The 22,443-nt window shown below is 64.0% G+C and carries 23 protein-coding genes; 11 read left to right on the top strand and 12 right to left on the bottom strand.

Translation table 11 applies throughout. The features are described 5' to 3' along the window. Positions 1 to 28 precede the first annotated feature (28 nt). The 3 genes from BMY84_RS03555 to BMY84_RS03545 are packed head-to-tail and all read left to right on the top strand — an operon-like array spanning position 29 to position 3,286. Positions 29 to 1,606, top strand: a complete 1,578-nt coding sequence (locus BMY84_RS03555; RefSeq protein ID WP_093080617.1) for an aldehyde dehydrogenase (NADP(+)) — start codon at positions 29 to 31, stop codon at positions 1,604 to 1,606. Then, the gene (locus BMY84_RS03550) at positions 1,603 to 2,526 is read left to right on the top strand and encodes a Gfo/Idh/MocA family protein (RefSeq protein WP_093080615.1); all 924 of its coding nucleotides are present in this window, start codon (positions 1,603 to 1,605) and stop codon (positions 2,524 to 2,526) included. Before BMY84_RS03555 ends, BMY84_RS03550 begins: the two co-directional genes overlap by 4 nt. 19 nt (positions 2,527 to 2,545) lie before the next feature. After that, positions 2,546 to 3,286, top strand: coding sequence for a FadR/GntR family transcriptional regulator (locus BMY84_RS03545; protein WP_093080612.1), 741 nt, complete (start codon positions 2,546 to 2,548; stop codon positions 3,284 to 3,286). A gap of 106 nt (positions 3,287 to 3,392) precedes the next feature. On the opposite strand, the gene BMY84_RS03540 is transcribed toward BMY84_RS03545, so the two are convergent. Genes BMY84_RS03540 through BMY84_RS03525 form a run of 4 tightly spaced genes read right to left on the bottom strand, consistent with a single transcriptional unit; the run spans position 3,393 to position 5,204 of the window. Next, positions 3,393 to 4,082: an aspartate/glutamate racemase family protein gene (locus BMY84_RS03540; protein WP_093080610.1), complete on the bottom strand. Its 690-nt coding sequence runs from the start codon at positions 4,080 to 4,082 to the stop codon at positions 3,393 to 3,395. Positions 4,083 to 4,130: 48 nt separating this feature from the next. Next, complete coding sequence (locus BMY84_RS03535) at positions 4,131 to 4,796, bottom strand: NAD(P)(+) transhydrogenase (Re/Si-specific) subunit beta (protein ID WP_093080607.1); 666 nt, start codon at positions 4,794 to 4,796, stop codon at positions 4,131 to 4,133. Beyond that, positions 4,793 to 5,071: a hypothetical protein gene (locus BMY84_RS03530; protein ID WP_093080603.1), complete on the bottom strand. Its 279-nt coding sequence runs from the start codon at positions 5,069 to 5,071 to the stop codon at positions 4,793 to 4,795. The genes BMY84_RS03535 and BMY84_RS03530 overlap by 4 nt, the downstream gene beginning before the upstream one ends. A 25-nt stretch (positions 5,072 to 5,096) precedes the next feature. Further along, positions 5,097 to 5,204, bottom strand: a complete 108-nt coding sequence (locus tag BMY84_RS03525; protein ID WP_177184892.1) for an aa3-type cytochrome c oxidase subunit IV — start codon at positions 5,202 to 5,204, stop codon at positions 5,097 to 5,099. A 168-nt stretch (positions 5,205 to 5,372) separates the two neighbouring features. Between BMY84_RS03525 and BMY84_RS03520 the strand changes: the two genes are divergently transcribed. The 3 genes from BMY84_RS03520 to BMY84_RS03510 all read left to right on the top strand — a co-directional run bounded on the left by BMY84_RS03520 (position 5,373) and on the right by BMY84_RS03510 (position 8,174). Then, positions 5,373 to 6,821, top strand: a complete 1,449-nt coding sequence (locus BMY84_RS03520; RefSeq protein ID WP_093080600.1) for a sigma-54-dependent transcriptional regulator — start codon at positions 5,373 to 5,375, stop codon at positions 6,819 to 6,821. Positions 6,822 to 7,057: 236 nt separating this feature from the next. Next, the gene (locus BMY84_RS03515; RefSeq protein WP_093080597.1) at positions 7,058 to 7,684 is read left to right on the top strand and encodes a hypothetical protein; all 627 of its coding nucleotides are present in this window, start codon (positions 7,058 to 7,060) and stop codon (positions 7,682 to 7,684) included. 4 nt (positions 7,685 to 7,688) lie between these two features. After that, the gene (locus tag BMY84_RS03510) at positions 7,689 to 8,174 is read left to right on the top strand and encodes a GNAT family N-acetyltransferase (RefSeq protein WP_093080595.1); all 486 of its coding nucleotides are present in this window, start codon (positions 7,689 to 7,691) and stop codon (positions 8,172 to 8,174) included. Positions 8,175 to 8,451: 277 nt separating this feature from the next. Here BMY84_RS03510 and BMY84_RS28995 read toward each other — a convergent pair whose 3' ends face one another. The 3 genes from BMY84_RS28995 to BMY84_RS03500 form a co-directional block, all read right to left on the bottom strand. Then, positions 8,452 to 9,270: a hypothetical protein gene (locus BMY84_RS28995; protein ID WP_143074974.1), complete on the bottom strand. Its 819-nt coding sequence runs from the start codon at positions 9,268 to 9,270 to the stop codon at positions 8,452 to 8,454. A gap of 89 nt (positions 9,271 to 9,359) precedes the next feature. Next, positions 9,360 to 10,490: a dihydropteroate synthase gene (folP, locus tag BMY84_RS03505; protein WP_093080592.1), complete on the bottom strand. Its 1,131-nt coding sequence runs from the start codon at positions 10,488 to 10,490 to the stop codon at positions 9,360 to 9,362. Positions 10,491 to 10,614: 124 nt separating this feature from the next. After that, positions 10,615 to 11,742 (bottom strand): site-specific DNA-methyltransferase, encoded by a 1,128-nt coding sequence (locus tag BMY84_RS03500; RefSeq protein ID WP_093081691.1) that lies wholly within the window; start codon positions 11,740 to 11,742, stop codon positions 10,615 to 10,617. 289 nt (positions 11,743 to 12,031) lie between these two features. Between BMY84_RS03500 and BMY84_RS03495 the strand changes: the two genes are divergently transcribed. After that, on the top strand, positions 12,032 to 12,370 hold the full coding sequence (locus BMY84_RS03495; protein ID WP_093010642.1) for an ArsR/SmtB family transcription factor: 339 nt from the start codon (positions 12,032 to 12,034) through the stop codon (positions 12,368 to 12,370). A gap of 194 nt (positions 12,371 to 12,564) precedes the next feature. On the opposite strand, the gene BMY84_RS03490 is transcribed toward BMY84_RS03495, so the two are convergent. Then, the gene (locus BMY84_RS03490) at positions 12,565 to 12,885 is read right to left on the bottom strand and encodes a hypothetical protein (RefSeq protein ID WP_093081688.1); all 321 of its coding nucleotides are present in this window, start codon (positions 12,883 to 12,885) and stop codon (positions 12,565 to 12,567) included. A 64-nt stretch (positions 12,886 to 12,949) separates the two neighbouring features. Then, complete coding sequence (locus BMY84_RS03485; protein ID WP_093080590.1) at positions 12,950 to 13,408, bottom strand: hypothetical protein; 459 nt, start codon at positions 13,406 to 13,408, stop codon at positions 12,950 to 12,952. Positions 13,409 to 13,520: 112 nt separating this feature from the next. Here BMY84_RS03485 and betI point away from each other — a divergent pair, with 112 nt between their 5' ends. The 3 genes from betI to ahpF all read left to right on the top strand — a co-directional run bounded on the left by betI (position 13,521) and on the right by ahpF (position 16,622). Beyond that, positions 13,521 to 14,159, top strand: a complete 639-nt coding sequence (gene betI / locus BMY84_RS03480) for a transcriptional regulator BetI (protein WP_093080587.1) — start codon at positions 13,521 to 13,523, stop codon at positions 14,157 to 14,159. A gap of 139 nt (positions 14,160 to 14,298) precedes the next feature. Continuing rightward, positions 14,299 to 14,862: an alkyl hydroperoxide reductase subunit C gene (gene ahpC, locus BMY84_RS03475; protein WP_093080585.1), complete on the top strand. Its 564-nt coding sequence runs from the start codon at positions 14,299 to 14,301 to the stop codon at positions 14,860 to 14,862. A gap of 179 nt (positions 14,863 to 15,041) precedes the next feature. Beyond that, the gene (ahpF, locus tag BMY84_RS03470) at positions 15,042 to 16,622 is read left to right on the top strand and encodes an alkyl hydroperoxide reductase subunit F (protein WP_093081686.1); all 1,581 of its coding nucleotides are present in this window, start codon (positions 15,042 to 15,044) and stop codon (positions 16,620 to 16,622) included. Positions 16,623 to 16,630: 8 nt separating this feature from the next. Here the strand turns inward: ahpF and BMY84_RS03465 are convergent, their stop codons facing one another. Next, a complete protein-coding gene (locus BMY84_RS03465; protein WP_256215029.1) occupies positions 16,631 to 17,926 on the bottom strand; it encodes an MFS transporter in 1,296 nt (431 codons plus the stop codon). 253 nt (positions 17,927 to 18,179) lie between these two features. On the opposite strand from BMY84_RS03465, the gene BMY84_RS03460 reads away from it, so the two are divergent. Then, on the top strand, positions 18,180 to 20,609 hold the full coding sequence (locus tag BMY84_RS03460; RefSeq protein ID WP_093080582.1) for a TonB-dependent receptor: 2,430 nt from the start codon (positions 18,180 to 18,182) through the stop codon (positions 20,607 to 20,609). Positions 20,610 to 20,662: 53 nt separating this feature from the next. Here the strand turns inward: BMY84_RS03460 and BMY84_RS03455 are convergent, their stop codons facing one another. Continuing rightward, complete coding sequence (locus tag BMY84_RS03455) at positions 20,663 to 21,337, bottom strand: L,D-transpeptidase family protein (protein ID WP_093080580.1); 675 nt, start codon at positions 21,335 to 21,337, stop codon at positions 20,663 to 20,665. 89 nt (positions 21,338 to 21,426) lie between these two features. Further along, positions 21,427 to 22,308: a LysR family transcriptional regulator gene (locus BMY84_RS03450; protein WP_093080577.1), complete on the bottom strand. Its 882-nt coding sequence runs from the start codon at positions 22,306 to 22,308 to the stop codon at positions 21,427 to 21,429. Between the last annotated feature and the right edge of the window lie 135 nt (positions 22,309 to 22,443).

The following is a 22,443-nucleotide window of genomic DNA, read 5'->3' as shown; positions in this document are numbered from 1 at the left end:
ACGTTCCACGACATTTCGGGAGATATCCATGTTTAACGGAGCCATTCTGGTCGGTGCCGCCGAGCGCACCGGCGGTGAGCCTTTCTTCGCGGTCGATCCTTCGACCGGCGCCAAGGGCGAGGTCGCCTTCCACAACGCCTCGACCGCCGATGTCGCCGATGCCTGCGCGCTGGCCGACAGCGCGTTCGAGAGCTTTTCGACCCTGTCGCCTGAAACCCGCGCGGCCTTTCTGGAAGCCGTTGCCGACCAGATCATGGCAATCGGCGACCTGCTGATCACCACCGCCATGAGCGAAACCGGCCTGCCGCGTGGTCGCCTGGAGGGCGAGCGTGGCCGCACCGTCGGTCAGCTCCGTCTGTTCGCTTCTTATGTCCGTCAGGGCGACTGGCTGGACGTCACCATCGACAAGGCGCTGCCGGAACGTGCGCCCCTGCCCCGCAGCGACCTGCGCCGCGTCAACCAGTCGGTCGGCCCGGTCGCCGTGTTCGGCGCGTCCAACTTCCCGCTCGCCTTCTCCGTCGCGGGCGGTGACACCGCATCGGCCTTCGCTGCCGGTAGCCCGGTCGTCGTGAAGGGCCACCCCGCCCACCCCGGCACCGGCGAACTGGTCGCCCGCGCCATCGCCGCCGCGGTCAAGGCCAGCGGCCTGCACGAAGGCGTCTTCTCCTACCTGCCCGGCACCACCAATGATCTGGGCGGCGCGCTGGTCGCCGATCCGCGCATCAAGGCGGTCGGCTTCACCGGTTCGCGCGGCGGCGGCATTGCGCTGATGAAGATCGCCGCGAACCGCGAAGAGCCGATCCCGGTCTATTCGGAAATGTCGTCGATCAACCCGGTCGTGCTGCTGCCGGGCGCGCTCGCGGCCCGCGCCGAAGCACTGGGCACCGCCTTCGTCGGTTCGCTCAGCCTCTTCGCCGGCCAGTTCTGCACCAACCCCGGCATGGTGATCGCGCTCGACAGCCCCGATCTCGACCGTTTCGTCGCTTCGGCGGCAACGGCCCTGTCGGCCAACCAGCCCCATGTCATGCTGACGCCGGGCATCCACGCCGCCTATGAAAAGGGCGTCGAGGCGCTGGCTGGCGCGGAAGGCGTCACCACCGTGGCGCGCGGCGCCGAAGCCGAAGGCGTGAACCTGGCCCAGTCGGCCCTGTTCGCCACCAGCGGCGAGCAGTTCCGCACCAACCCGGCGCTGTCGCATGAAGTGTTCGGTTCCTCCTCGATCCTGGTGAAGTGCGCCACGATCGAGGAAGTGATCGCCACCATCGCCCAGATGGAAGGTCAGCTGACCGCCACGCTGCAGATGGACGCAAGCGACACCGACAATGCCGCCAAGCTGCTGCCGACGCTGTCCCGCAAGGTCGGCCGCGTGCTTGCCAATGGCTGGCCGACCGGCGTCGAAGTGACCCATGCCATGGTCCATGGCGGTCCCTTCCCGTCGACCTCGGACGGCCGCACCACTTCGGTCGGTACGCTGGCGATGATGCGCTTCCTGCGTCCGGTCTGCTATCAGGACGTAATTGATGCCGTGCTGCCGCCCGCGCTGCAGGATGCCAATCCCTGGGGCCTGACGCGCCGCATGGAAGGCAAGCTGGAAGTGGCCGCCTGATGATCAGGGCAGGTCTTGTAGGCCTCGGCAAGATCGCGCGCGACCAGCACCTGCCCGCGATCGAGAAGATCGACGGCATCGAGCTGGTCGCCGTCGCCAGCCGCAACGCGCAGGGCGAAGGGGTGAATAATTACCCCGACCTCGGCGCGATGCTGGCGGGTGAACCCGATCTGGATGCCGTCATCCTCTGCCAGCCGCCGCAGGTCCGCTATCAGGCGGCCCGGCAGGCGCTGCTGGCGGGCAAGCATGTGTTCCTGGAAAAGCCGCCCGGCGCGACCGTGTCCGAAGTGGAAGCGCTGACCGCGCTGGCCAGGGCACAGGGCGTGACGCTCTATGCCAGCTGGCACAGCCGCTATGCCGCCGCCGTGGCACAGGCCAAGGCGTGGATCGCGGAGCGAAAGGTCGAGCGCATCGACATTCAGTGGCGTGAAGATGTGCGCCACTGGCATCCGGGTCAGCCCTGGATCTGGGAAGCTGGTGGTTTCGGCGTGTTCGATCCGGGCATCAACGCCCTGTCGATCCTGACCGAGATCGTCGGCGAGCCGATCACGGTGCTGTCGGCTTCGCTGGAAGTCCCGTCGAACAAGCATGCGCCGATCGGCGCGACGCTGAGCATGGCGACGGCTTCGGGCGCGGCGATCGACACCGTGTTCGACTGGCGCCAGACGGGTCCGCAGACCTGGGACATCGCGGTCGATACCGACAAGGGCAGCCTGCTCCTGTCGGAGGGCGGCAATACCCTGCGGCTGGACGGCGAAGTGCAGATGAAGGCGCCGGACGAGGAATATCCGACCATGTACCGGCGTTTCGTGCGCCTGGTGGCGGATAAGGCGATCGACGCCGACACCGCGCCGCTGCGTCTGGTGGCCGATGCCTTCCTTTGCGGACGGCATTGCCCTACGGCTGCGTTTGAGGACTGATATCAAAGGAAGAAGAGGCATGGGGAGCGCGCGCAGGGAAGGACCGTTCGGATCGGACGAGGGCGCGCTCCGCATCCATCAGGCGATCGCCCGCGATCTGGGCACCGCCATATTGACCGGCAAATACAAGCCCGGCGACCTGTTCGAGGGCGAGATCGAGGCGTCCGAGCGGCTGGGCGTGTCACGCACCGCTTATCGCGAAGCGGTGCGCATCCTGATTGCGCGGGGCATGGTGGAAAGCCGGCCCAAGGCCGGCACCCGCGTCCTGCCGCGCAACCGCTGGAACGTGCTGGACCCCGAAATGCTCGCCTGGATGTTCGCGGGCGAGCCGGACCCCGACTTCATCCGCGACCTGTTCGAATTGCGTGGCGTGATCGAACCGGCGGCGGCTGAGTTCGCTGCGCGCCGCCGCACCGATGACCAATTGGCGACCATGGATGCCGCGCTGGAGGAAATGGGCCGCTATGGCCTGTCGACGCCCGAAGGGCGCGCCGCCGACCAGCGTTTCCATCATGCGATATTGGCGGCCACCCGCAATGATGCACTGTCGGCGCTCGCCAGTTCGGTCGGCGCGGCGGTCAGTTGGACCACCAAGTTCAAGCATCGCAAGAAGCTGATGCCGCGCGATCCCCTGCCCGACCATCGCGCCGTCTATCAGGCGATCGCCGCCCGCGACACGGCGGCAGCGCGCGCGACCATGGCCGAACTGCTGCGGCTGGCGCTGGCGGACATGGATATCGCGATCAGCGAGCCGGGTTGATCCCGGAACCGACGTGTTCCTGCCAAGGCAGGAACCCAGTCCCGCGCTTACGATAATCTCCGCGTTCCGAACTGGGCTCCTGCTTTCGCAGGAGCACGTTCCGGCATCAGCCCAATATGAAGTCCACGCCTGCCTTCGCATGAATGCCGGTGCAGTCGTAGATCGGCAGGACATTGGCCTTCACATCGACGATCATCTCCAGTTCGGTGCAGGCCAGCACCACCGCCTGCACATCTTCCTTGGCGATGTCGGTCAGTTCCGACTTCATATAGCGTTCGGATTCCTTGCTGACCTTGCCCAGAGTCAGCTCGTCATAGACGATGCGGTCGATCCGGTCGGCCAGTTCCATGTCGGCGGGCAACAGCGATACGCCATGCGCCACCAGACGCTGGCGGTAGAATTTTTCGGTCATGACGTTGCGGGTGCCGATCAGCGCGGCCTTTTCGATCCCGTCGGCCTGCATCCTGTCGCCCACCACTTCGGCGATGTGGATGATGGGAATGCCGACCTCTGCCTGCACCTGATCATAGACGCGGTGCATGGAATTGGCGCAGATCAGGATGCTGCCGGCCCCGCCCTGTTCCAGTCGGCGCGCGGACGCGATGAGCTGCCCGGCGGCGCAATCCCAATCCTGCTGCGTGGCGCAGCGGGCGACTTCGGCGAAATCCAGGCTGTCGATCAGCAGCGGGGCGCTATGCTGGCCGCCCAGCGCGCGATGCACCGCCTTGTTGATGATCTCATAATAGCGGGCGGTGGACGTCCAGCTGAGACCACCGATAAGGCCGAGTTTGCGCATTGCTTCTCCAAGGGGGCGCGACCGGAACTGGCCGCTATCGCCCAAGGGTTAGGGCAGGCCCGGCGCGCGGGGCAAGCCCCCAGATGCCGTCGGTCCCATCTTCCTCACGCGCCAGCCCAGCGTCAGGCTGCCCGATGCGGCGAGCGCCCCGCCGATGACCATCGCGCTGTTGCCGATCGCAAGGCCCAGCACCGCCCCCGCTCCGCCCGCGCCGGCGATGAGCCAGAGCCGCACCAGCCCGTCGCCGATCCGCCCGGTCCACCCTGCAAGCAAGGCCGCGAAGAGCTGAGCCGCACCGATCAGGCCGCCGATGATCGCACAGATTGCAGCGCCCCCCTCAAGATCAAATGGCCCGCGATTGCGCAGGATCGCCGCCGCCAGCGCCATCGCCGCCGCGCCCAGCAGGCCCAGACCAAGGCCGATCAGCGTCGGCAAGACCGCCTGCGCGGCGCGGCGGACCAGCAGCAGGCCGATGCCCCCGCCGATGATGACCGCACCGACCATCTCCGGCAGGTTGACGACATCATGGCTGTAGACCGCCGCGCCACAGGCCAGCACCAGACCAGCCAGCGCCAGCCGATTGCCGCGCCGTTGCGGGCTGCGCATGGCAATGAGGAAGATCAGGCCCGCCAGCAGATAGACGCCCGCGACGAAAGGCGACGGATCGACGCCATCGATCCGGATGCCCAGCAGAGCGGTAAGAGGCCCGGTCATGGCGCGTCATCCTCCGCCTGATCCGGTCGCCAGTCTTCGCCCGCGCCAAAGGCCAATATGCCTGCGATACTGGCGCAAGCCACGGCCAGTAGCGCCAGATAGCGCGCGGCCACGCTGCCGGTTTCGGCGGCGGCGATCAGGGCACCGACCAGAATCACGGACGCGATACCCGTACCCAGAGTGGGCAGAAAATCGACAGTCGCCCGCCGCCCGACGACGAGGCCAGCGGCGCAGGCGATCAGAAACAGCGGCAGCAGCGCGAGAGGAGCCGTCATCGGCCCGCTGCCCTGACAATCCCGATCAGGTGGAAATCAGCAGGACCACCAGCGCGGCCAGAGCGACGCTGACGATCGTGCCCCATTTCACGAAGCCGACAAAGCTCGCATAGGTCTGATCCGCAGCCTTCATATTCCCGTCCGACGCCATATCCTGTCCCCTGTTCCGGTGCTTATGCTCCCTCTCATATCCACTCGGCCCGCCCCCCTCAACCCGCGCGCCAAGAAAATGACAGTCGGTTAAGCCCACCTTTACCCGCGCGCCCTAGCATCGGTCCCCTGTTGCAGATGAGGGGTTTGAATGACGCGCGACGGCGTACCGATGCTGATGCTGATCGACGACGAGCCGGCCCAGAGGCGGCTAGTGTCGGCGCTGGCCGCGCGCGCGGGATGGCGCACCATCTTCGCGCCCGATGGCGAAACCGCCATTGCCACGCTCGGCACGCAGGACGGGATGCAACTGGACGCGATCGTGCTGGACCAGTGGAGCCCGGACTATGAGCCCTCTGGCCTGATTCGCGAAATTCATGGGCGCCGCCCCGCGCTGCCGATCCTGATCCTGACGGCGCATAATAATGTCGCCGTTGCCGTGGAAGCGATGCGGGCGGGCGCCACCGATTATCTGTCCAAGCCGATCGCGCCGGAACGGCTGCTTGCCGCGCTCAACGCCACTTTGGTCGAAGGCGCCAGCGCGGGCGAATTGCGGCCGCTCACCGAAAAGATCACCGCCCCCCTCTCCTTCGAGGATGTCGTCGGTTCCGCGCCGCAGTTTCGCGCGGCGCTGGCCATTGCGGCAAAGGCAGCGCGCGCCCGCGTGCCCGTGCTGATCGAGGGGGAAAGCGGCGTCGGCAAGGATGTGATCGCCCGCGCCATCCATGCCGCCTCGCCCCGCCACAAGCAGGCGATGGTCACGGTCAATTGCGGTGCGATCCCCGCCAATCTGGTCGAATCGGAATTGTTCGGCCATGAACGCGGCGCCTTTACCGGGGCGTTCGAACGGCATGTCGGCAAATTCGCCAGCGCCGACATGGGCACCATCTTCCTGGACGAAGTCAGCGAAATGCCGCTTGATGCTCAGGTGAAGTTGCTGCGCGTGTTGCAGGATGGCGAAGTGCAGCCGATCGGCGCGCGGCGGCCGGTTCATGTCGATGTCCGCGTGATCGCGGCGACCAACAAGCGGCTGATCGAGGAGATCGAGGCGGGGCGCTTCCGCGAGGATCTCTATTATCGGCTGAATGTCGTTCAACTCACCGTACCGCCGTTGCGCGAGCGGATGGGGGATATTCCCGCACTCTGTCGCCATCTGCTCACCCGCATCGCGACCCAGCCGGGGCTGCGCGGTCTGGGCCTGACCGACGATGCGCTGGCGCTGCTGATGCAGCATGGCTGGCCGGGCAATGTCCGCCAGCTTCAGAACGCCCTGTTCCGCGCCGCCGTGCTGTGCGAGGGCGACGCGCTGACGGCGCAGGATTTCCCGCAGATTGCGGCCCAAATTCAGGCGCAGGGGTCGCAGGCAGTCCACCCGCTGCGCCCGCGTGCTGCCTCCCAACCACATCGCGACGGGGCGGGCATCACCCTGTTCGAAGGGGACGGCCATGTCCGGCAACTGGCGGAGATAGAGGCGGACGTCATTCGCCTGGCCATCGGCCATTATCGCGGCCGGATGACCGAAGTCGCCCGGCGGCTGGGGATCGGCCGTTCGACCCTGTATCGCAAGCTCGCTGAACTGGGCATCGACAGCGCGGCTTAAGAGTCTTTTGGGAAATACGCCTCCGGCGCATCCGCACCAGCCCACACCCCCACCCGACCTCCCAGACATGGTACCCTGATGGGCGGTCGGGTGGGGGTGTGGGCTGGTGCGGGATCGGAAATGCGCTCTTCCGCGCATTTTCCAGAAAGACTCTGACCGATCACTGGCCACGCACCGCCGCGCGATATGATCGTGCGGCGTTGAAATCCGGTGGCGGCTATGCTTTTGAATGAGGCATGAAAAACGCCCCCCTCGCTTATTGCCTGCCCGTCCTGTTGCCAGTTCTGCTGATCGCAGCTTGTGGCCGCACCGAACCGGTGGGCGACTTGCCGAGTCAGGAGGAACTGGCGGCCGCCGCCAATGCCGCCGCGGCCAGCGCGCTGGCCAACCAGCAGGCCGAAGCGCAGGAACTGGCCGAGAATCGCAATTATGTGAATATGGCGCACGGCTTTTCCGTCACGCTGCCCGAAGGCTGGGTGATGGACAAGGCGGCCAGCAATGCCGAAGGCATCGTCTATCAGGACCCCGGCGCCGGGGCGGATGTGCGGGTCTTCTGGCAGAAGAATGACGGCGACCAGACGCTCCAGCAGATTGTCGAGGCGATCAACGACAGTTCCGAAGGGGTGGATGGCGATTTCGTCGGCGATAAGGAGTATCGCGGCACCGCCAATGATGGCGAAGGCAATGCTGTGTCGCTGCGCCTGCTCAAGCAGCCCGACGGATCGATCGTCACCGCGACCTTCGTCTATCCCGAAATGCTGAGCGAACAATATCAGGCCATGGCCGACACGGCGCTGGCCAGCCTGCGCCTGTTCACGCCGAAGGCCGAAACGGAAGAGGCCGCGCCCAAGGCTGCCAACTGAACCGATGGTCCGCATCGCCCCCTTCACGCCTGCCGACCAGCCGGCGATCCTGGACCTGATCCTGTCGATCCAGCGCGACGAATATGGCATCGCGATCAGCGCGGCGGACCAGCCGGACCTGACCGACATTGAGGACTTCTATCTGCCGGGTGCGGGCGGTTTCTGGGTGGCGCATGAGAACGACCGGCTGGTCGGCACGATCGCGCTCAAGGATATTGGTGCGGGTCAGGCCGCGCTGCGCAAGATGTTCGTCGCGGCCAGCCATCGGGGCGCGGCGGCGGGTGTAGCGCAGGGGCTGCTCGACACGCTGATCGCGGCGGCCGGGGCGCGGGGGCTGTCGCACATCTACCTCGGCACCACGGATCTCTTTCTGGCCGCGCATCGCTTCTATGAAAAGAACGGCTTTGCGCTGATGCAGCCCGAAGCCCTGCCATCCGCCTTTCCCAGAATGGCCGTCGACAGCCGCTTTTATGCGCTGACCATCGCCTGACTGGCGGCGGCGGGGAAGGCTCCGGAATAGGACATGCGCCACTTAACTTCGCACATGTCCCGCAGATTTTGACATTCCGGAACAAGAGTTGGACATTTTATTTCGCGGGGTGATGTGAGGCGAGGGTTCGGGTGACACCCTAATGGAGGGCGCCGGAATAGGATAGGCTGGGGGCTGCCAAGGCAGATCGTAGAAATACGGTTAGCGCCATCAAGCCGCTCAAGCGCCCAAAACACCTAATCTTCCCGCATCAGTGAATGGCTGGGAAGCTGACATTCTAAGGCGTTCGAAACACGTCGTTCACAAACGAAGCTTTCAGTCTTGCACGCGCGCGTTCAAACTCAAATGGAGCGTCTACAATATCCCTTAGCTGGTCTGTTACTTGAAGATAGACTGTCTCACCCACCTTTTCAAACAGTGACGCTTGTTGAGCTAAACTTACTGCATTGTAGCGACCAGAAAACTCCGGACCAAAGACATTTGCCCAAGAGAGTTCCGAGAGAAACCTGTAATGTCGACGCTCCTCAAAGCGAAAACTGTCGGGCCGACGCCAATCACCTGAAGACGAAAGCCACGACGTGAAATGGGTTTCATGAGCGATTGGCCCATTAAAGGCGAAGCGTTGCCGTTCATCTATCATACTAAGCTCCCGCTCAGTGAAAATGTGAAGCATCGCATAGGAAGGCGAGAATATGGATACCAGAGAACGGAATAGCTTAACCCAATCGAGGCTTTCCGAAAAATTGTGCTCTAGCGTGACAGTGTGCGATCCTCTCGGATCGGTGTCGGGGGTGAAAAGAACCTGTCCACCTCCAGAAAATACCCCCTTAGTTCGCCATTCGGCTCCCCTGTGGGAGACGTATCTGTCAACTATATTCCCGCCTTTTCGATCTAATATTTCTACAGGAATCGCCGTATGCCAGTGCGCGGCAAAATCTTTTGCGGAGTTGACGGGGTATCTTTCAGAGTCGACGGCGACCTGATACGGCACGATTCTGCTTGAGACGGCCTCATAGGCCTCAAATAAAAGCTTACCGAAATCTGCATCGAGAATTGGTTTGTAGGTGGTAATGCCGATTGCAACTCTAGGTTTCATATTCGCTCTGATAGCCCCCTGACCTAACCCTAATTAGCCCACCTTGCCAAAGGTCCGCTAATAGGCGCTACCTGTCCTCCGCCACCCCATCAAACCGCGCTCAGCCCCGCATCGGCCAGGCCGCGCCACAGGTGCAGCGCCTGTACGCTTTCGCGAACATCATGCACGCGCACCATCTGGGCGCCCTGTTCCGCCGCGCGGAAGGCCAGGGCGACGGAGCCGCCAAGACGGTCCGCTGCCGGCGCTTCGTTGGATAGCGCACCGATCAGGCGCTTGCGGCTGCCCGCGAAGAGCAGGGCCACGCCCAGTCCCTGAAAGGTCGCGAGGCCATTCACCAGCGCCAGATTGTCGGCCAGCGACTTGCCGAAGCCCAGACCCGGATCGACCATGATCTTTTCGCGCGGGATGCCTGCCGCCTCCGCCACCGCGATGCGGGCTTCGAGATGGTCGAACACATCGGCCACGACATCGCCATAGCCGCCCGGATTCGCATGGGGATCGTCACCGGCCGAGGGTGCATGCATCAGGATGACCGGGCAGCCGGCCGCCACCACCACTTCCAGACTGCGGGGATCATGGGCCAGCGCGCTGACATCGTTGACGATATGGCCGCCGGCGGCCAGCGCCGCCTCCATCACTGCCGCCTTGCGCGTGTCGACCGACACCGGCACGCCCGAAGCCGCCAGCCGCTCGATCACGGGGACGATGCGGGCGATCTCATCCCCTTCCCACACCTTGGGCGCTTTGGGCCGGGTCGATTCGCCGCCCACGTCGATCAGCGCGGCACCGGCCGCCGCCATGGCGAAACCGGCATCGGCCGCCGCCTGCGGATCGGCCATATGCTTGCCGCCGTCGGAGAAGCTGTCGGGCGTGACGTTGAGGATCGCCATCACCTGTGGCGCGTCGAAGCGGATGGTACGATCGCCCAGATGCAGCGGCGGGCGGACGGCGGAAATATGGGCCGCCAGTTGCCGGGCGCGCCGGGTGAGCGGATCGGGCAGCGTAGCGATCGCATCCTCGAACCCGGCGACCGGCACGGTGAGGCGCGCGATCCGGCGGGCGCCGTCCAGCGCGGTCAGTTCATAGCCCTGAAACCAGAGCAGCCCGTTGGCCATCCGCGCCGCCGATCCGTCCGGCAGGCCGATCGGGCTCGGCACGAACCAGACGGGCTTGAGGTAGAGGCGGGCGTGGGGCGGGATGGTGGGCAGCGAGACAGACATGATGGACCCCGTTCGTGCTGAGTAGGGGCTGAGCTTGCCGAAGCCCCGTATCGAAGCATCGCCCTACCCTTCGATACGCCCCTTCGACAAGCTCAGGGGCTACTCAGGGCGAACGGATATGGGATCAGGGTTCGTTGGCGAGGAGATAGGTCTGGCGCAGGCTGTCGATCGGGGCGAGCTTGCCCTGCGTTTCGACATGCCAGAAGGTCCAGCCATTGCAACTCGGCGCGCCTTGCAGGGTGGCGCCCATCTTGTGGATGGAGCCGCTGTCGGTGCCGACGCTGAGCGATCCGTCGGCGCGGACCACGGCCTGCCAGCGGCGCTTGCTGTCGGTCAGCACCGCGCCGGGGTTCAGATAGCCGGTTTCGACCAGCGTGCCGAAGGCGACCTTGGGCTGCTGGCGCGCGGTCTGCATGATGGTGAGCGAGGATTCGTCGAGCGGCAGGGCGGCTTCGATGCGCTCCAGCGCGACTTCGATATAGTCCGGTTCGCGCTCGATGCCGATCCACTGGCGGCCCAGGCGCTTGGCAACCGCGCCGGTGGTGCCGGTGCCGAAGAAGGGATCGAGCACCACGTCGCCCGGCTTGGTGCAGGCGAGCATGACGCGATAGAGCAGCGCCTCGGGCTTTTGCGTCGGGTGCGCCTTGGTCCCGTTGCGCTTCAGCCGTTCCTGCCCGCTACAGATGGGCAGCACCCAGTCGGAGCGCATCTGCAACTCGTCATTGAGCGTCTTCATCGCCTTGTAGTTGAACGTATATTTGGCGTCTTCGCCCTGGCTGGCCCAGATCAGCGTTTCATGCGCGTTGGTGAAGCGTGTGCCCTTGAAATTGGGCATGGGGTTGGACTTGCGCCAGATGATGTCGTTGAGAATCCAGAAGCCTTCGTCCTGGAGCGCGGTGCCGACGCGGAAGATATTATGATAGCTGCCGATCACCCAGATCGAGCCGTTGGGCTTCAAAATGCGGCGCGCTTCGCGCAGCCATGCCTTGGTGAAGCGATCATAACTGCCCAGCGTGTCGAACTTGTCCCAGTCATTGTCGACCGCGTCCACCCGGCCGCCTTCGGGGCGGAACAGGTCGCCGCCCAACTGGAGGTTATAGGGCGGATCGGCAAAAATCATGTCGATGCACGCATCGGGCAGCTTGGCCATTTCGGCGATGCAATCGCCCCGCAGCAGGCGGTTCGCCTCGATCTCGACGGGCGCAATCGCCTTCTTCCGCCGCGGCGCTGCAACGCGCTCCATAACACCCATGATCTTGGCCCCCATTTCGTCTTGAGGAACTGCGATGAGTCCTCGGGAGTCCGGCGTCAAGATCAGCAACTTAGGCGTCGAGCTTCAGAAAAAGGTTAACAAGGGGCGGAACGAAGCGTGGACCCACAAGATGTAGAGTCGGTCGAGTCGCGACAGACTCCATATGGGGCGGTGTGACTCAAAAGACTCAGCCATGACAGGCCCGCGACTTTTTTTGGTTAACGCCGCTTTCGCACCGTCCGACGCACCGAAACTTGACCAACTCATAACCCGATGATTATGGGAACACATGAATCAGTCTCTTTCTTCCCCCGATCATCAGCTTGCCACCGACGCCCTGTTCAAGGCCCTATCCGATGGCACGCGCCGCGCCCTGCTGGAAGCGCTGGTGCGCGACGGCGAACAGAATGTGCAGACCCTGACCGACGGGTCGGGCGTATCCCAGCCGATGGTGTCGCGCCATCTGGCCAAGCTGAAGCGTGCCGGCCTTGTGACCGCGCGCCGCACCGGGCGCGAAACCTGGTATGCCGCGCGGGTGAAGGGGCTGGGGCCGGTAATCCAGTGGATGGCCGTGCATGGTGCACTATGGTCGCAGCGGTTTACGGCGCTGGAAGGGTTGAGCGGGTAGAGCTTCGCGCGTTAAGCCTGCACCACCTCCGTTCGGTTCGAGCCTGTCGAGAACGCACGCGCTGCCTTCTCGACAGACGGTTCTCGACTTCGCTCGAACCTGCTTGAAGCGAACGGGCAGATTAGAAGCATGACATTTTGGGCACGAATTGAGTTGCCCATCGTTGGGCAGCCCCTCTCACCGACGCCCAAAGCTCAATTCCCGTCGGCGTCGACCTCGAACGTGACCGGCTTGCCGCGGGAGGTGGGCTCCCATCCGGCTTCAAGGGCCGCGCGGACGCCGCGTGTGATGATCGCGTCGTTGATCTGGAGGCGACCGGGTTTCAGCCCCTTCATCAGGCGCTTGGGCGGGGGAAATTCCAGCAGGGCGCCGCGCTGCATATCCACCTGCATCAGCGCGACGACCATGCCCAGCCAGCCGTCAAAATCATTGCGCTGCGGTTCGCGCCGCAGTTCCCATTCATATTGGATGCCATCGACGGTCACGACACCGCTGAGCGTATTCACATGTTGCATGGCTGCGCCCATATCATGCTTCTGATCCCGTGCCACCCATGCGCATGGACTTTGCGACCCGCGCTTATCGGCAATAGCCCTCCTGCCCCGGCACGACGATCAGGCAATCCTGCTTGCCGGCCAGATATTTGAAGCCCGTTTCGTCGCCGGTGCCGGGGCGGATCGCCAGATCCTTCCCATCGCGGACGAATCGGATGGTCGATCCTTCGGCGACGCCCTGATAATCACCCTGCCGGTCCAGATTATCCTTGTTGGTCAGGGCATAATGGCCGGGCTTTCCGTCCGGGGCGGGCTGGATATCGAGGAACAACCCTTCCGGCCCGGTCCATTTTCCGACCCAGTCGTCCGTCGGCAGGCGCGCGTCCGCAACGCCATTGACCGGCGCGGCATCGGCATCATCGACATTCTCGATCGTCGGCGCTGCCGCCATATTATTGGCCGTCGCCTGATTGTCCGTGCCTTTGGCGCATCCGGCCAGCAGCACAGGCAGAGCCAGCGGAATGAGAAGGGCGCGCATCATCATAACATCTCCTGAAGGGACTATTTGTGTCGAAACCCCTTTCCGGCCCGGTTCGATCCCTTGTCACCCGCCTGTCATAGGCTCAAAGGGTGGCGTAGGGCGCCGGGGGTAAAGAATGACGCAAAAAAGGGAAAATAACGTGAGCAGGACGCGCGAGCGGGCGCGCTTCGTGCGCGAGGCGGCGGATGTCAGGCGGCAGGCGCTGATCGATGCGACGGCGCGATGCCTGGCCGAAAAAGGCGTTGGCGGCACGTCGGTCCGCGCCATCTGCGCGCGGGCGGGCGTGTCATCCGGCCTGCTGACCCATTATTTCGACGGTGTTGATGCGCTGATCCTTGCCACCTATGCCGAGGTCGGTGCGAAAGTGTCGGCCGCGCTGGATGCGGCGATCGAGGCGGCCGGGGATGATCCCAAACAGCGGCTGAGCGCCTGCCTTCAGGCCAATTTCAAGGCGCCGATCCTGGACCCGGACCTGCTCGCCACCTGGATCGCCTTCTGGAGTCTGGTCAAGTCCGACGCGCAAATCGCTGCCATCCATGCCGATGTCTATGGCGGGTCGCGCGCCCAGATGGAAAGTCTGCTGCGCGCGGCCGCGCCGGGGATGAGCGAAGCGCAGGCCCGCATCGCGGCGATCAGCCTGACCGCGCTGGTCGATGGACTGTGGCTGGAGCTTTGCCTCGACCGGTCGGCTTTCTCGCCGGAAGAGGCGCAGGCGATGGTGGAAAAGGCGATGCACCAGGCGATATCGGTATAAGTCGATCCGGTCGATCAATAAGATCGGCTGTGATCGCTTTTCTCACTTAACGCATCCGAGAAAACCAATTTCCCCCGAATCGTCCGTATCCCTACATGGGTCAGGCAACAGCAACCCCGTTAAAGGAACTGGACAGCCCATGGCTCTTATCAACACCCCCCTGAAGCCCTTCAAGGCGACCGCTTACAAGGAAGGCAAGTTCGTCGACGTCACCGATGCCGACGTGAAGGGCAAGTGGGCCGTATTCTTCTTCTACCCCGCCGACTTCACCTTCGTCTGCCCGACCGAACTGGAAGATCTGGCCGACATCTACCCGACCCTTCAGGGCATGGGCGTGGAAGTCTATTCGGTGTCGACCGACACCCATTTCTGCCACAAGGCCTGGCATGACACCTCGCCGGCGATCGGCAAGATCAACTATTATATGCTGGGCGACCAGAACCACGACATTTCGAACCAGTTCGGCGTTCTGCGTGAAGGCGTTGGCCTGGCCGACCGTGGCACCTTCGTCCTCGATCCCGAAGGCGTGATCCAGCTGGTCGAAATCACTCCCGAGGGCGTGGGTCGCAACGCGGCCGAACTGCTCCGCAAGGTGAAGGCGCTCCAGTACTGGACCAGCCATCCGGGCGAAGTCTGCCCCGCCAAGTGGGAAGAAGGCGAAGCCACCCTGGCGCCTTCGCTCGACCTCGTCGGCAAGATCTAAGTAAAGACCTGCAAAGGCACCTGCCGGACCGGGTCGAGCCAGACGCTCCCCGGCCCGGCGGGGTTTTTATACCGAAATTCATCGCTATCTTTGACGCCGGGCCTTCGGGTCGCACCATCCCGGCGACAGGATAGTCGCGTGCCCCGCAGCGGCGCGCCAACCCCATGGAGAAGCACAAGATGTTGGACGCAAATCTCAAGGGCCAGTTGAAGGCCTATATGGCGAACATCACGCAGCCCATCGAGCTGGTGGCGTCGCTGGACGATGGCGCGAAGTCGCGCGAAATGAACGAATTGCTGACCGAAATCGCGGAACTATCGGACAAGGTTTCGGTGGCGACCGGTAACGACAAGCGCAAGCCCAGCTTCATGATCCGCCGCGTCGGCACGGATATCGGCGTGACCTTCGCCGGCCTGCCGATGGGGCATGAATTCACCTCGCTGGTGCTGGCGCTGTTGCAGGTCGGCGGCCATCTGTCGAAGGCGGCGCAGGATCTGATCCAGCAAGTCAAGGATCTGGACGGCGATTTCGCGTTTGAAACCTATTTCTCGCTGTCGTGCCAGAACTGCCCCGACGTGGTGCAGGCGCTGAACCTGATGAGCGTGCTCAATCCCCGGATCAGCCATGTCGCGATCGACGGTGGCCTGTTCAAGGATGAGGTCGATGCGCGCAAGGTGATGGCCGTGCCCACCATCTTCCTGAACGGCGAACCCTTTGGGCAAGGCCGGATGGAACTGGAGCAGATCGTCGCCAAGATCGACAGCGGCGCCGAAGCGCGTGCCGCCGAAAAGATCAAGGCGCAGGACCCGTTCGAAGTTCTGGTGATCGGCGGCGGTCCTGCCGGCGCGGCATCGGCCATCTATGCGGCGCGCAAGGGCATCCGCACCGGTGTCGCGGCCGAGCGTTTCGGCGGTCAGGTGCTGGACACGATGGATATCGAGAATTTCATCTCGGTATCGCGCACCGAAGGGCCCAAGCTGGCGTCGGCTCTGGAAGCGCACGTCAAGGATTATGATGTCGAGATCATGAACCTGCAAAAGGCAGCGAAGCTGATCCCGGCCAAGGTCGAGGGCGGCTATCATGAAGTCGTGCTGGAAAATGGCGCATCGCTCAAGGGCCGCACCATCATCCTGTCGACCGGTGCCCGCTGGCGGCAGATGGGCGTGCCGGGCGAAGACCAGTATCGCAACAAGGGCGTGGCTTACTGCCCGCATTGCGACGGTCCGCTGTTCACGGGCAAGCGTGTGGCGGTGATCGGCGGCGGCAATAGCGGCGTCGAAGCGGCCATCGATCTGGCCGGTATCGTCGCCCATGTGACGCTGATCGAATATGACAGCCAGTTGCGGGCCGATGCGGTGCTCCAGCGCAAGCTCGCCAGCCTGCCCAATGTGAAGATCATCACATCGGCGCTGACCACCAAGGTCGACGGCAATGGCGAGCGGGTGACGGGCCTGTCCTACAAGGACCGCAACCATGGCACCGAACATGATGTCGAACTGGAAGGCATTTTCGTCCAGATCGGTCTGGTGCCGAACACCGAATGGCTGAAGGATGCAATCGCTTTGTCGCCACGCGGCGAGATCGAGATCGATGCGCGCGGCGAAACCAGCCAGCCGGGCATTTTCGCGGCGGGGGACTGCACCACGGTTCCCTATAAGCAGATCGTGATCGCCATGGGCGCGGGATCGACGGCGGCGCTTTCCGCTTTCGACTATCTGATCCGCTTGCCCGCCAGCGAAGAGGCAGCGCAGGCGGCATAAGGCAAGGTTTATGCAGGCGGCCGATCCGGTGACGGGTCGGCCGCCTTGCTTTTGCAGGGCGCAGTTTCCGGCAGCAGCGCCAGTATAGGCAGCACGCAGAGCGCCACCACCGCGATCATCGCGCCCGGCGCCGGCGCCCAGCCGCTGCGCTCCACCAGCAGATGCGCCAGCCAGGGCGTCAAGCCACCAAACAGGGCGGTGGCGCTGGTCGCGCCGAAAGCGAGGCCGCTCAGCCGCCCTTCACCCGGAAATTGCTCCGCCGTGGCGACGGCCCCCACCGCGCTGACCGCGCCGCCCAGACAGGCGAGAACCACCGCGCCAGCCAGCGCCATGGCAAAAGCGCCCTGCATCATCGCAAACATCAGGACGGGCAGCACCATGCCCGCCAGCGCGAGCCCTACCAGCACCGGGCGTCGGCCGATCCGGTCCGTCAGCCATCCGGTGAACGGCGTCACGATGATGACGGCCAGCGCCGCCAGCGTCGCCAGCCACAATGCGTCCGCCTCCCCCGTCGTCCCCATGGCGGACAGGAAAGCGGGGACATAGGTGATGCCGACATAATAGCTGATCGATCCCAGCGCCGAAATCGCAAACCCCCGGCCGATCGCGGCACGATGATGGCGAATGCTGTGGCGCAGCGGATTTTGCGGGATCGTGGCTTCGGCCCGCTGGCGGAGAAAATCGGGCGTTTCTTCCATGGTCGATCGCGCCAGCAGGATGATCCCGGCCAGTGCCGCCCCCACCAGAAAGGGAATGCGCCAGCCCCATGCCGCCAGCGCGGCTTCATCCAGTGAGGCGACGACGATGGCCGAGACTCCCGCCGCCAGCAGCGCGCCCACTTCGCTCGCCGCCGACGCCAGCGACGTCACCAGTCCGCGCCGTTCGGCTCGTGCGCCTTCCAGCAGATAGGCGACCACGCCGGTATATTCGCCGCCGACGGAGAAGGCCATCAGGCAGCGCAGGCCGATCATCAGCCATCCCGCCATCGGCCCGACCTGCGCATAAGTGGGCAGCATGGCCGTCGCCAGCATGGCCGCCGTCATCATACCCATGGACAGCAGCATCGCCCGCCGCCGCCCGTGCCGATCGCCGATATGACCGAAGATGATCGCGCCGACCGGGCGCATCAGATAGGCGATGGCAAAGCCCGCCAGCGCATCGCCCAGCCCCACCGCGCCACCACCGAAGAAGGTGCTGGACAACAACGTCGCAAGATAGAGATAGAGGGTGAAATCATACCATTCGACAATGGTGGACAGGCCCGCGATCAGCAGCGATCGGTTGGACATGCGATCGGCCAGCATCGGCCCTCCTTCTCTGCTTTCCTCGGCATCAACACGCATCGTGCAGGAAAAGCGATCCCAGTCCAACCGCGCATCGGCGCAGGAGTCGCATCGGGCGATCCCCCGCTACGCCATGCGCCGCGATCCGACCGATAAAATTGTACTAAATTGTAACCGGGCAGACATTCATTGCTAACGCCTCGCAATTGATATTGCATAATTTGGCAATCATTCGCATTAGCGCTCCAGCAAAAGACTGATTCAGGGAGTTTCCATGTCAAAATCTGCCCATGCGTCCAAGCTGACGCCGACTTTCCTTGCGCTCAGTTGCGTCGGCATGGTGTCGATGCCGCTGGCTGCTGCCGCACAGGAGCAAGGTGCCACCGAAGGCCAGAAGCTGGGTTCGGTGACCGTCACCGATACCGCGATCGACGAGCAGGGCTATAAGGTCGACAAGCCTTCCTCCCCCAAATATACCGCGCCGCTGGTGGACACGCCCAAGAGTGTGACCGTCATTCCCGCGCAGCTGATCAAGGACACCGCCGCCGCGTCGCTGACCGAAGCGCTGCGCACCGTGCCGGGCATCACGCTGGGCGCCGGTGAAGGCGGCAATCCGCTGGGCGACCGCCCCTTCATTCGCGGCATGGATTCGCAGGCCAGCACCTATCTGGACGGCGTGCGCGACGTCGGCGCGCAGAGCCGCGAAGTCTTCGCGGTCGAGCAGATCGAAGTGGTCAAGGGTTCGGACAGCAGCATGGGCGGTCGCGGCAATGCCGGCGGCTCCATCAACCTGGTCACCAAGGCGCCGACGGCGGATCGTTTCGTCGCGGCTACCGGCGCGCTGGGCAATGCCGATTACAAGCGCGCGACGATCGACATCAACCAGCCGATCAACGATTTCGTCGGTGTGCGCCTGAACGCCATGTGGCATGATCAGGATGTCGCCGGTCGCGACGCCATCTGGTCGAAGCGCTGGGGCGTCGCGCCCTCGATCAAGCTGGGTCTTGAAGGCCCCACCAGCCTGACCGTCAGCTATTATCATCTCGAAACCGACGAACTGCCGGATTCGGGCATCCCCTATCTCTATACCATCGCCAATGCGCCCAGCGGCGTGACCGAAACCGGTCCGGCAAAGAGCTACACCAACTCGGCTGGCCAGACGGTGTCGGTTCCGCGTGGCGCTTATTATGGTCTGGCCGATCGCGATTTCCGCAAGACCAATGTCGACAATCTGACCTTCCGCTTCGAACATCAGTTCGACGGCGGCGTGACCCTGCGCAACACCAGCCGTTACGGCACCAGCAAGCAGGGCTATGTCTGGACCCAGCCCGACGACAGCCAGGGCAATGTCGCCAATGGTCAGGTGTGGCGCCGCGTCAACAGCCGTTACAGCGAAACCTGGGGTCTGCTGAACCAGACCGACCTGTCGGGCGAATTCACCATCGGCGGCATCAAGAACAGCTTCGCCGCCAGCGCGGAGTTCAGCGAAGAGGTCGCCTGGAACGGCAGCTATGTCTCCAACGCAGCGACCGGCGCAGCCATCGCCACCGGCACGAGCGCGACGGGCGGCCGTTGCGGTACGGCCTCGATCTCGCGCTACAACTGCACCAGCCTGACCGATCCCAACCCCTATGATCCCTGGGTCAGCTATGCCAGCGACGCATCGTCGGTTGAATCGCCCATCGTGTTGAGCGCGAAGAAGACCTGGACGAAGTCGGCCACCACGACCAAGGCGGCGTCCTTCTTCGACACGATCACCTTCAGCGATGCGCTGTTGCTGAACATCGGCGGCCGTTACGACCGCTATGAAACGACGGTTACGCCGGGCATCGCCGTCACCTCGACCGCGAATCGGGTCAGCTACAGCCGCACCGACAATCTGTGGACCTATAATGTCGGTCTGGTCTTCAAGCCCGCGTCGAACGGCAGCATCTATGTGTCGACCGCGACCGCCGCGACGCCTCCGGGCGCTTTCCTGGCCAACGGTTCGGAAGGCAACGCCATCAGCACCACGTCGCAGGCTGCGACCGACGCGCTGAAGGTCGAAAAGACCAAATCCTATGAAGTCGGCACCAAGTGGAACCTGCTGGATGACAGTCTGGCGCTGACGCTGGCGGCCTTCCGCACTGAAACGAAAAATGCCCGCGCCACCGACGCCAATGGCACGGTCAGCTTCATCGGCGAAAAGCGGGTGCAGGGCATCGAATTCAGCTTCAACGGCAATATCACGCCGGAATGGAATGTGTTCGGTGGCTATACCTATATGGACTCGGAAGTCGTTGATGGCGGCTATACCGCCACGACCGTATCGGGCGTGACGCTCTATGCGCCGTCGGCCACCACCGGCAAGCGCTTCCCCAACACGCCCAAGCACAGCCTGACCACTTTCACCAATTACAAGATCACGCCTGCCTTCACCGTCGGCGGCGGCGCGATCTACATGGGCAAGGTCTATGGCGGCTATGCCGACACCCGCACGATCAGCAACGGTGCGGTGGTCATCACCAAGCAGCTGGCGCGCATGGTGCCCAGCTACTGGCGGTTCGACGGCAACGCCTCCTACAGCTTCAGCGATGCGATCCAGTTGCAGGTCAATGTCCAGAACGTGCTGAACAAGCGCTATTATGACAAGGCCTATAGCTCGCATTATGCGAACCAGGCGGCAGGCCGCACGGCCATCGCCACGCTGAACATCAAATATTGATGATGGATCAGGGGGCTGCCAACCGCAGCCCCCTTTTTCTTATCTGGCAGATATCAGGGGGGCGACAGGCGCAATCCGAAGATCGCCGGATCGACTTCCAGCATCGGCACGCCATCCTGTTCGGAATCGGGCGGCGCGATCATGCCGGTCCCCCGCCCCGTCCCGAAACTCACCACCGCGCTGCCGGGATCGCTCAGCACCAGCGGATCGAGCTTCAGCGCCGCCGTCAGCCGCGCCTGCGTCACTTCGACCAGCGTGCCGATCCGGGTGAGCGTGAAGAGTTGCCGGGCGAAGGCATAGGGCAGACGGATGCAGCCATGGCTGGCCGGATAGCCCGGATTATGGCCCGCATGCAGCGCAATCCCGTCCCAGGTCAGGCGCTGCATGAACGGCATGGGCGCATTGCTGTAGAGGTTGGAGCGGTGCCATTCCCGCTTTTGCAGGATCGGATAGGCGCCGGTCGGGGTGCGATGCCCCTTCATGCCCGTAGAGACGCTGGCGATGCCGATCAGCCGGTCGCCGCGATAGACATGGACCCGCTGCTTTTCGATGCTGACGATCATGTAGAGCGGGCCGTCGCTGCCGCCCTCCTCCAGCCAGCGATAGCCGCCCGGCGCCAGCGTGGCGTCCGCCAGCATATCCGCCGCACCCGCTGGCGCAGCGGACAACAATCCTGCCGCGAGCCCAAGGGCTAACAGGCGCAGGGGCGGGAGGCGGAAAACATGCATAATGCTTTCTTAACCATGATTTTGGGCATCGCCAGCCCCGTTTCGGGCACGCGCTGTCCGGTCCCGCCTTGGGACAATATTTGCGCGGATCAGCCCTGCAACAGCGAGCGGATCAGGGCTGCGGTCGCACCATAGGTGGCGGTGGCACGCAGGCGCGCGGCATCGGCATGGGGCGCCACCAGCAGGCCGATGGTGCGGGTCAGGGTGAAGCCCGCCAGTTCCGGCATGGCAATGCCCGACTGGGCGAAGCAGGCAGGCATCACCGTCACCCCCAGCCCCGCCCGCACCAGCGCCACCGCGCGATCGTCATTCGCGGTCTTGGCCGCGAAGAAGGGACGCACGCCACGCGCGGTGAAGTGGCGACTGGTATCGGCCAGCGCCTCACAATTGCGGCGCGCGATCATGACATTGTCGGCCAGCGCCTCCGCCGGCACGGAGGATGTGGCGGCCAGCGGGTGATCCAGACTTAACGCCAGCCGATAGGCTTCATCGAACAGCGGTTCGGCGACAAAGCGATCATCCTCCGCCCGCACCAGCGTCAGCGCCAGATCGATCCGCCCTCGTGCCAGCCGGTCGATCAGGTCGCGCTCGCGTGCTTCGACAAATTCGACCCGCTCCGTGGCTGCATGGGGGCGCAACGCGCGCGCCAGCGCTTCATGCCATGCCGTGGGGATGGTCGTCAGCATCCCCAGCCTGATCGTCGCCTGCGCATCCTGCCCATGGACCGAACGTTCGGCCTGATTAAACTCCGCCTCGATCCGCCGGGCGTGGACGGCGAAGCGCGCACCGGCCGGCGTCAGTTCGACCCGCCGGTTGCTGCGTTCGAACAGGGCCGTGCCCAGCGCGCGCTCCAGCTTGGCGATGCCAACCGACAAGGTGGGTTGCGATACATGGCATTGCGCGGCGGCGCGGGAGAAATTGCCATGGTCGACGACGGCCAGAAAATAGCGGATGGGATAGCGATCGATCATAGATGTTATCTATGGCGGGGGAAGCGCGCGGGCAATGCCGCTTGCGCTGGCCCATGCGCCGGAATGTCGAGCGAGTGCGATAATCGGACGCAAGAAAATGACGCAATGCATCCAAAAAAGGAATAATATGTTTCA

It is taken from the genome of Sphingobium sp. AP50 (genome assembly GCF_900109095.1).
GTDB lineage: Bacteria > Pseudomonadota > Alphaproteobacteria > Sphingomonadales > Sphingomonadaceae > Sphingobium.
The sequence above is the reverse complement of the archived record's forward strand: the minus strand, read 5'-3'. Positions and strand labels throughout refer to the sequence as shown.

Coding starts and splice junctions, on each gene's coding strand:
- BMY84_RS03555 (WP_093080617.1), top strand. CDS start 29: ATGTTTAACGGAGCCATTCTGGTCGGTGCCGCCGAGCGCACCGGCGGT.
- BMY84_RS03545 (WP_093080612.1), top strand. CDS start 2,546: ATGGGGAGCGCGCGCAGGGAAGGACCGTTCGGATCGGACGAGGGCGCG.
- BMY84_RS03540 (WP_093080610.1), bottom strand. CDS start 4,082: ATGCGCAAACTCGGCCTTATCGGTGGTCTCAGCTGGACGTCCACCGCC.
- BMY84_RS03535 (WP_093080607.1), bottom strand. CDS start 4,796: ATGACCGGGCCTCTTACCGCTCTGCTGGGCATCCGGATCGATGGCGTC.
- BMY84_RS03530 (WP_093080603.1), bottom strand. CDS start 5,071: ATGACGGCTCCTCTCGCGCTGCTGCCGCTGTTTCTGATCGCCTGCGCC.
- BMY84_RS03525 (WP_177184892.1), bottom strand. CDS start 5,204: ATGAAGGCTGCGGATCAGACCTATGCGAGCTTTGTCGGCTTCGTGAAA.
- BMY84_RS03520 (WP_093080600.1), top strand. CDS start 5,373: ATGACGCGCGACGGCGTACCGATGCTGATGCTGATCGACGACGAGCCG.
- BMY84_RS03515 (WP_093080597.1), top strand. CDS start 7,058: ATGAAAAACGCCCCCCTCGCTTATTGCCTGCCCGTCCTGTTGCCAGTT.
- BMY84_RS03510 (WP_093080595.1), top strand. CDS start 7,689: ATGGTCCGCATCGCCCCCTTCACGCCTGCCGACCAGCCGGCGATCCTG.
- BMY84_RS28995 (WP_143074974.1), bottom strand. CDS start 9,270: ATGAAACCTAGAGTTGCAATCGGCATTACCACCTACAAACCAATTCTC.
- folP (WP_093080592.1), bottom strand. CDS start 10,490: ATGTCTGTCTCGCTGCCCACCATCCCGCCCCACGCCCGCCTCTACCTC.
- BMY84_RS03500 (WP_093081691.1), bottom strand. CDS start 11,742: ATGGGTGTTATGGAGCGCGTTGCAGCGCCGCGGCGGAAGAAGGCGATT.
- BMY84_RS03495 (WP_093010642.1), top strand. CDS start 12,032: ATGAATCAGTCTCTTTCTTCCCCCGATCATCAGCTTGCCACCGACGCC.
- BMY84_RS03490 (WP_093081688.1), bottom strand. CDS start 12,885: ATGCAACATGTGAATACGCTCAGCGGTGTCGTGACCGTCGATGGCATC.
- BMY84_RS03485 (WP_093080590.1), bottom strand. CDS start 13,408: ATGATGATGCGCGCCCTTCTCATTCCGCTGGCTCTGCCTGTGCTGCTG.
- betI (WP_093080587.1), top strand. CDS start 13,521: ATGACGCAAAAAAGGGAAAATAACGTGAGCAGGACGCGCGAGCGGGCG.
- ahpC (WP_093080585.1), top strand. CDS start 14,299: ATGGCTCTTATCAACACCCCCCTGAAGCCCTTCAAGGCGACCGCTTAC.
- ahpF (WP_093081686.1), top strand. CDS start 15,042: ATGTTGGACGCAAATCTCAAGGGCCAGTTGAAGGCCTATATGGCGAAC.
- BMY84_RS03465 (WP_256215029.1), bottom strand. CDS start 17,926: ATGCTGGCCGATCGCATGTCCAACCGATCGCTGCTGATCGCGGGCCTG.
- BMY84_RS03460 (WP_093080582.1), top strand. CDS start 18,180: ATGTCAAAATCTGCCCATGCGTCCAAGCTGACGCCGACTTTCCTTGCG.
- BMY84_RS03455 (WP_093080580.1), bottom strand. CDS start 21,337: ATGCATGTTTTCCGCCTCCCGCCCCTGCGCCTGTTAGCCCTTGGGCTC.
- BMY84_RS03450 (WP_093080577.1), bottom strand. CDS start 22,308: ATGATCGATCGCTATCCCATCCGCTATTTTCTGGCCGTCGTCGACCAT.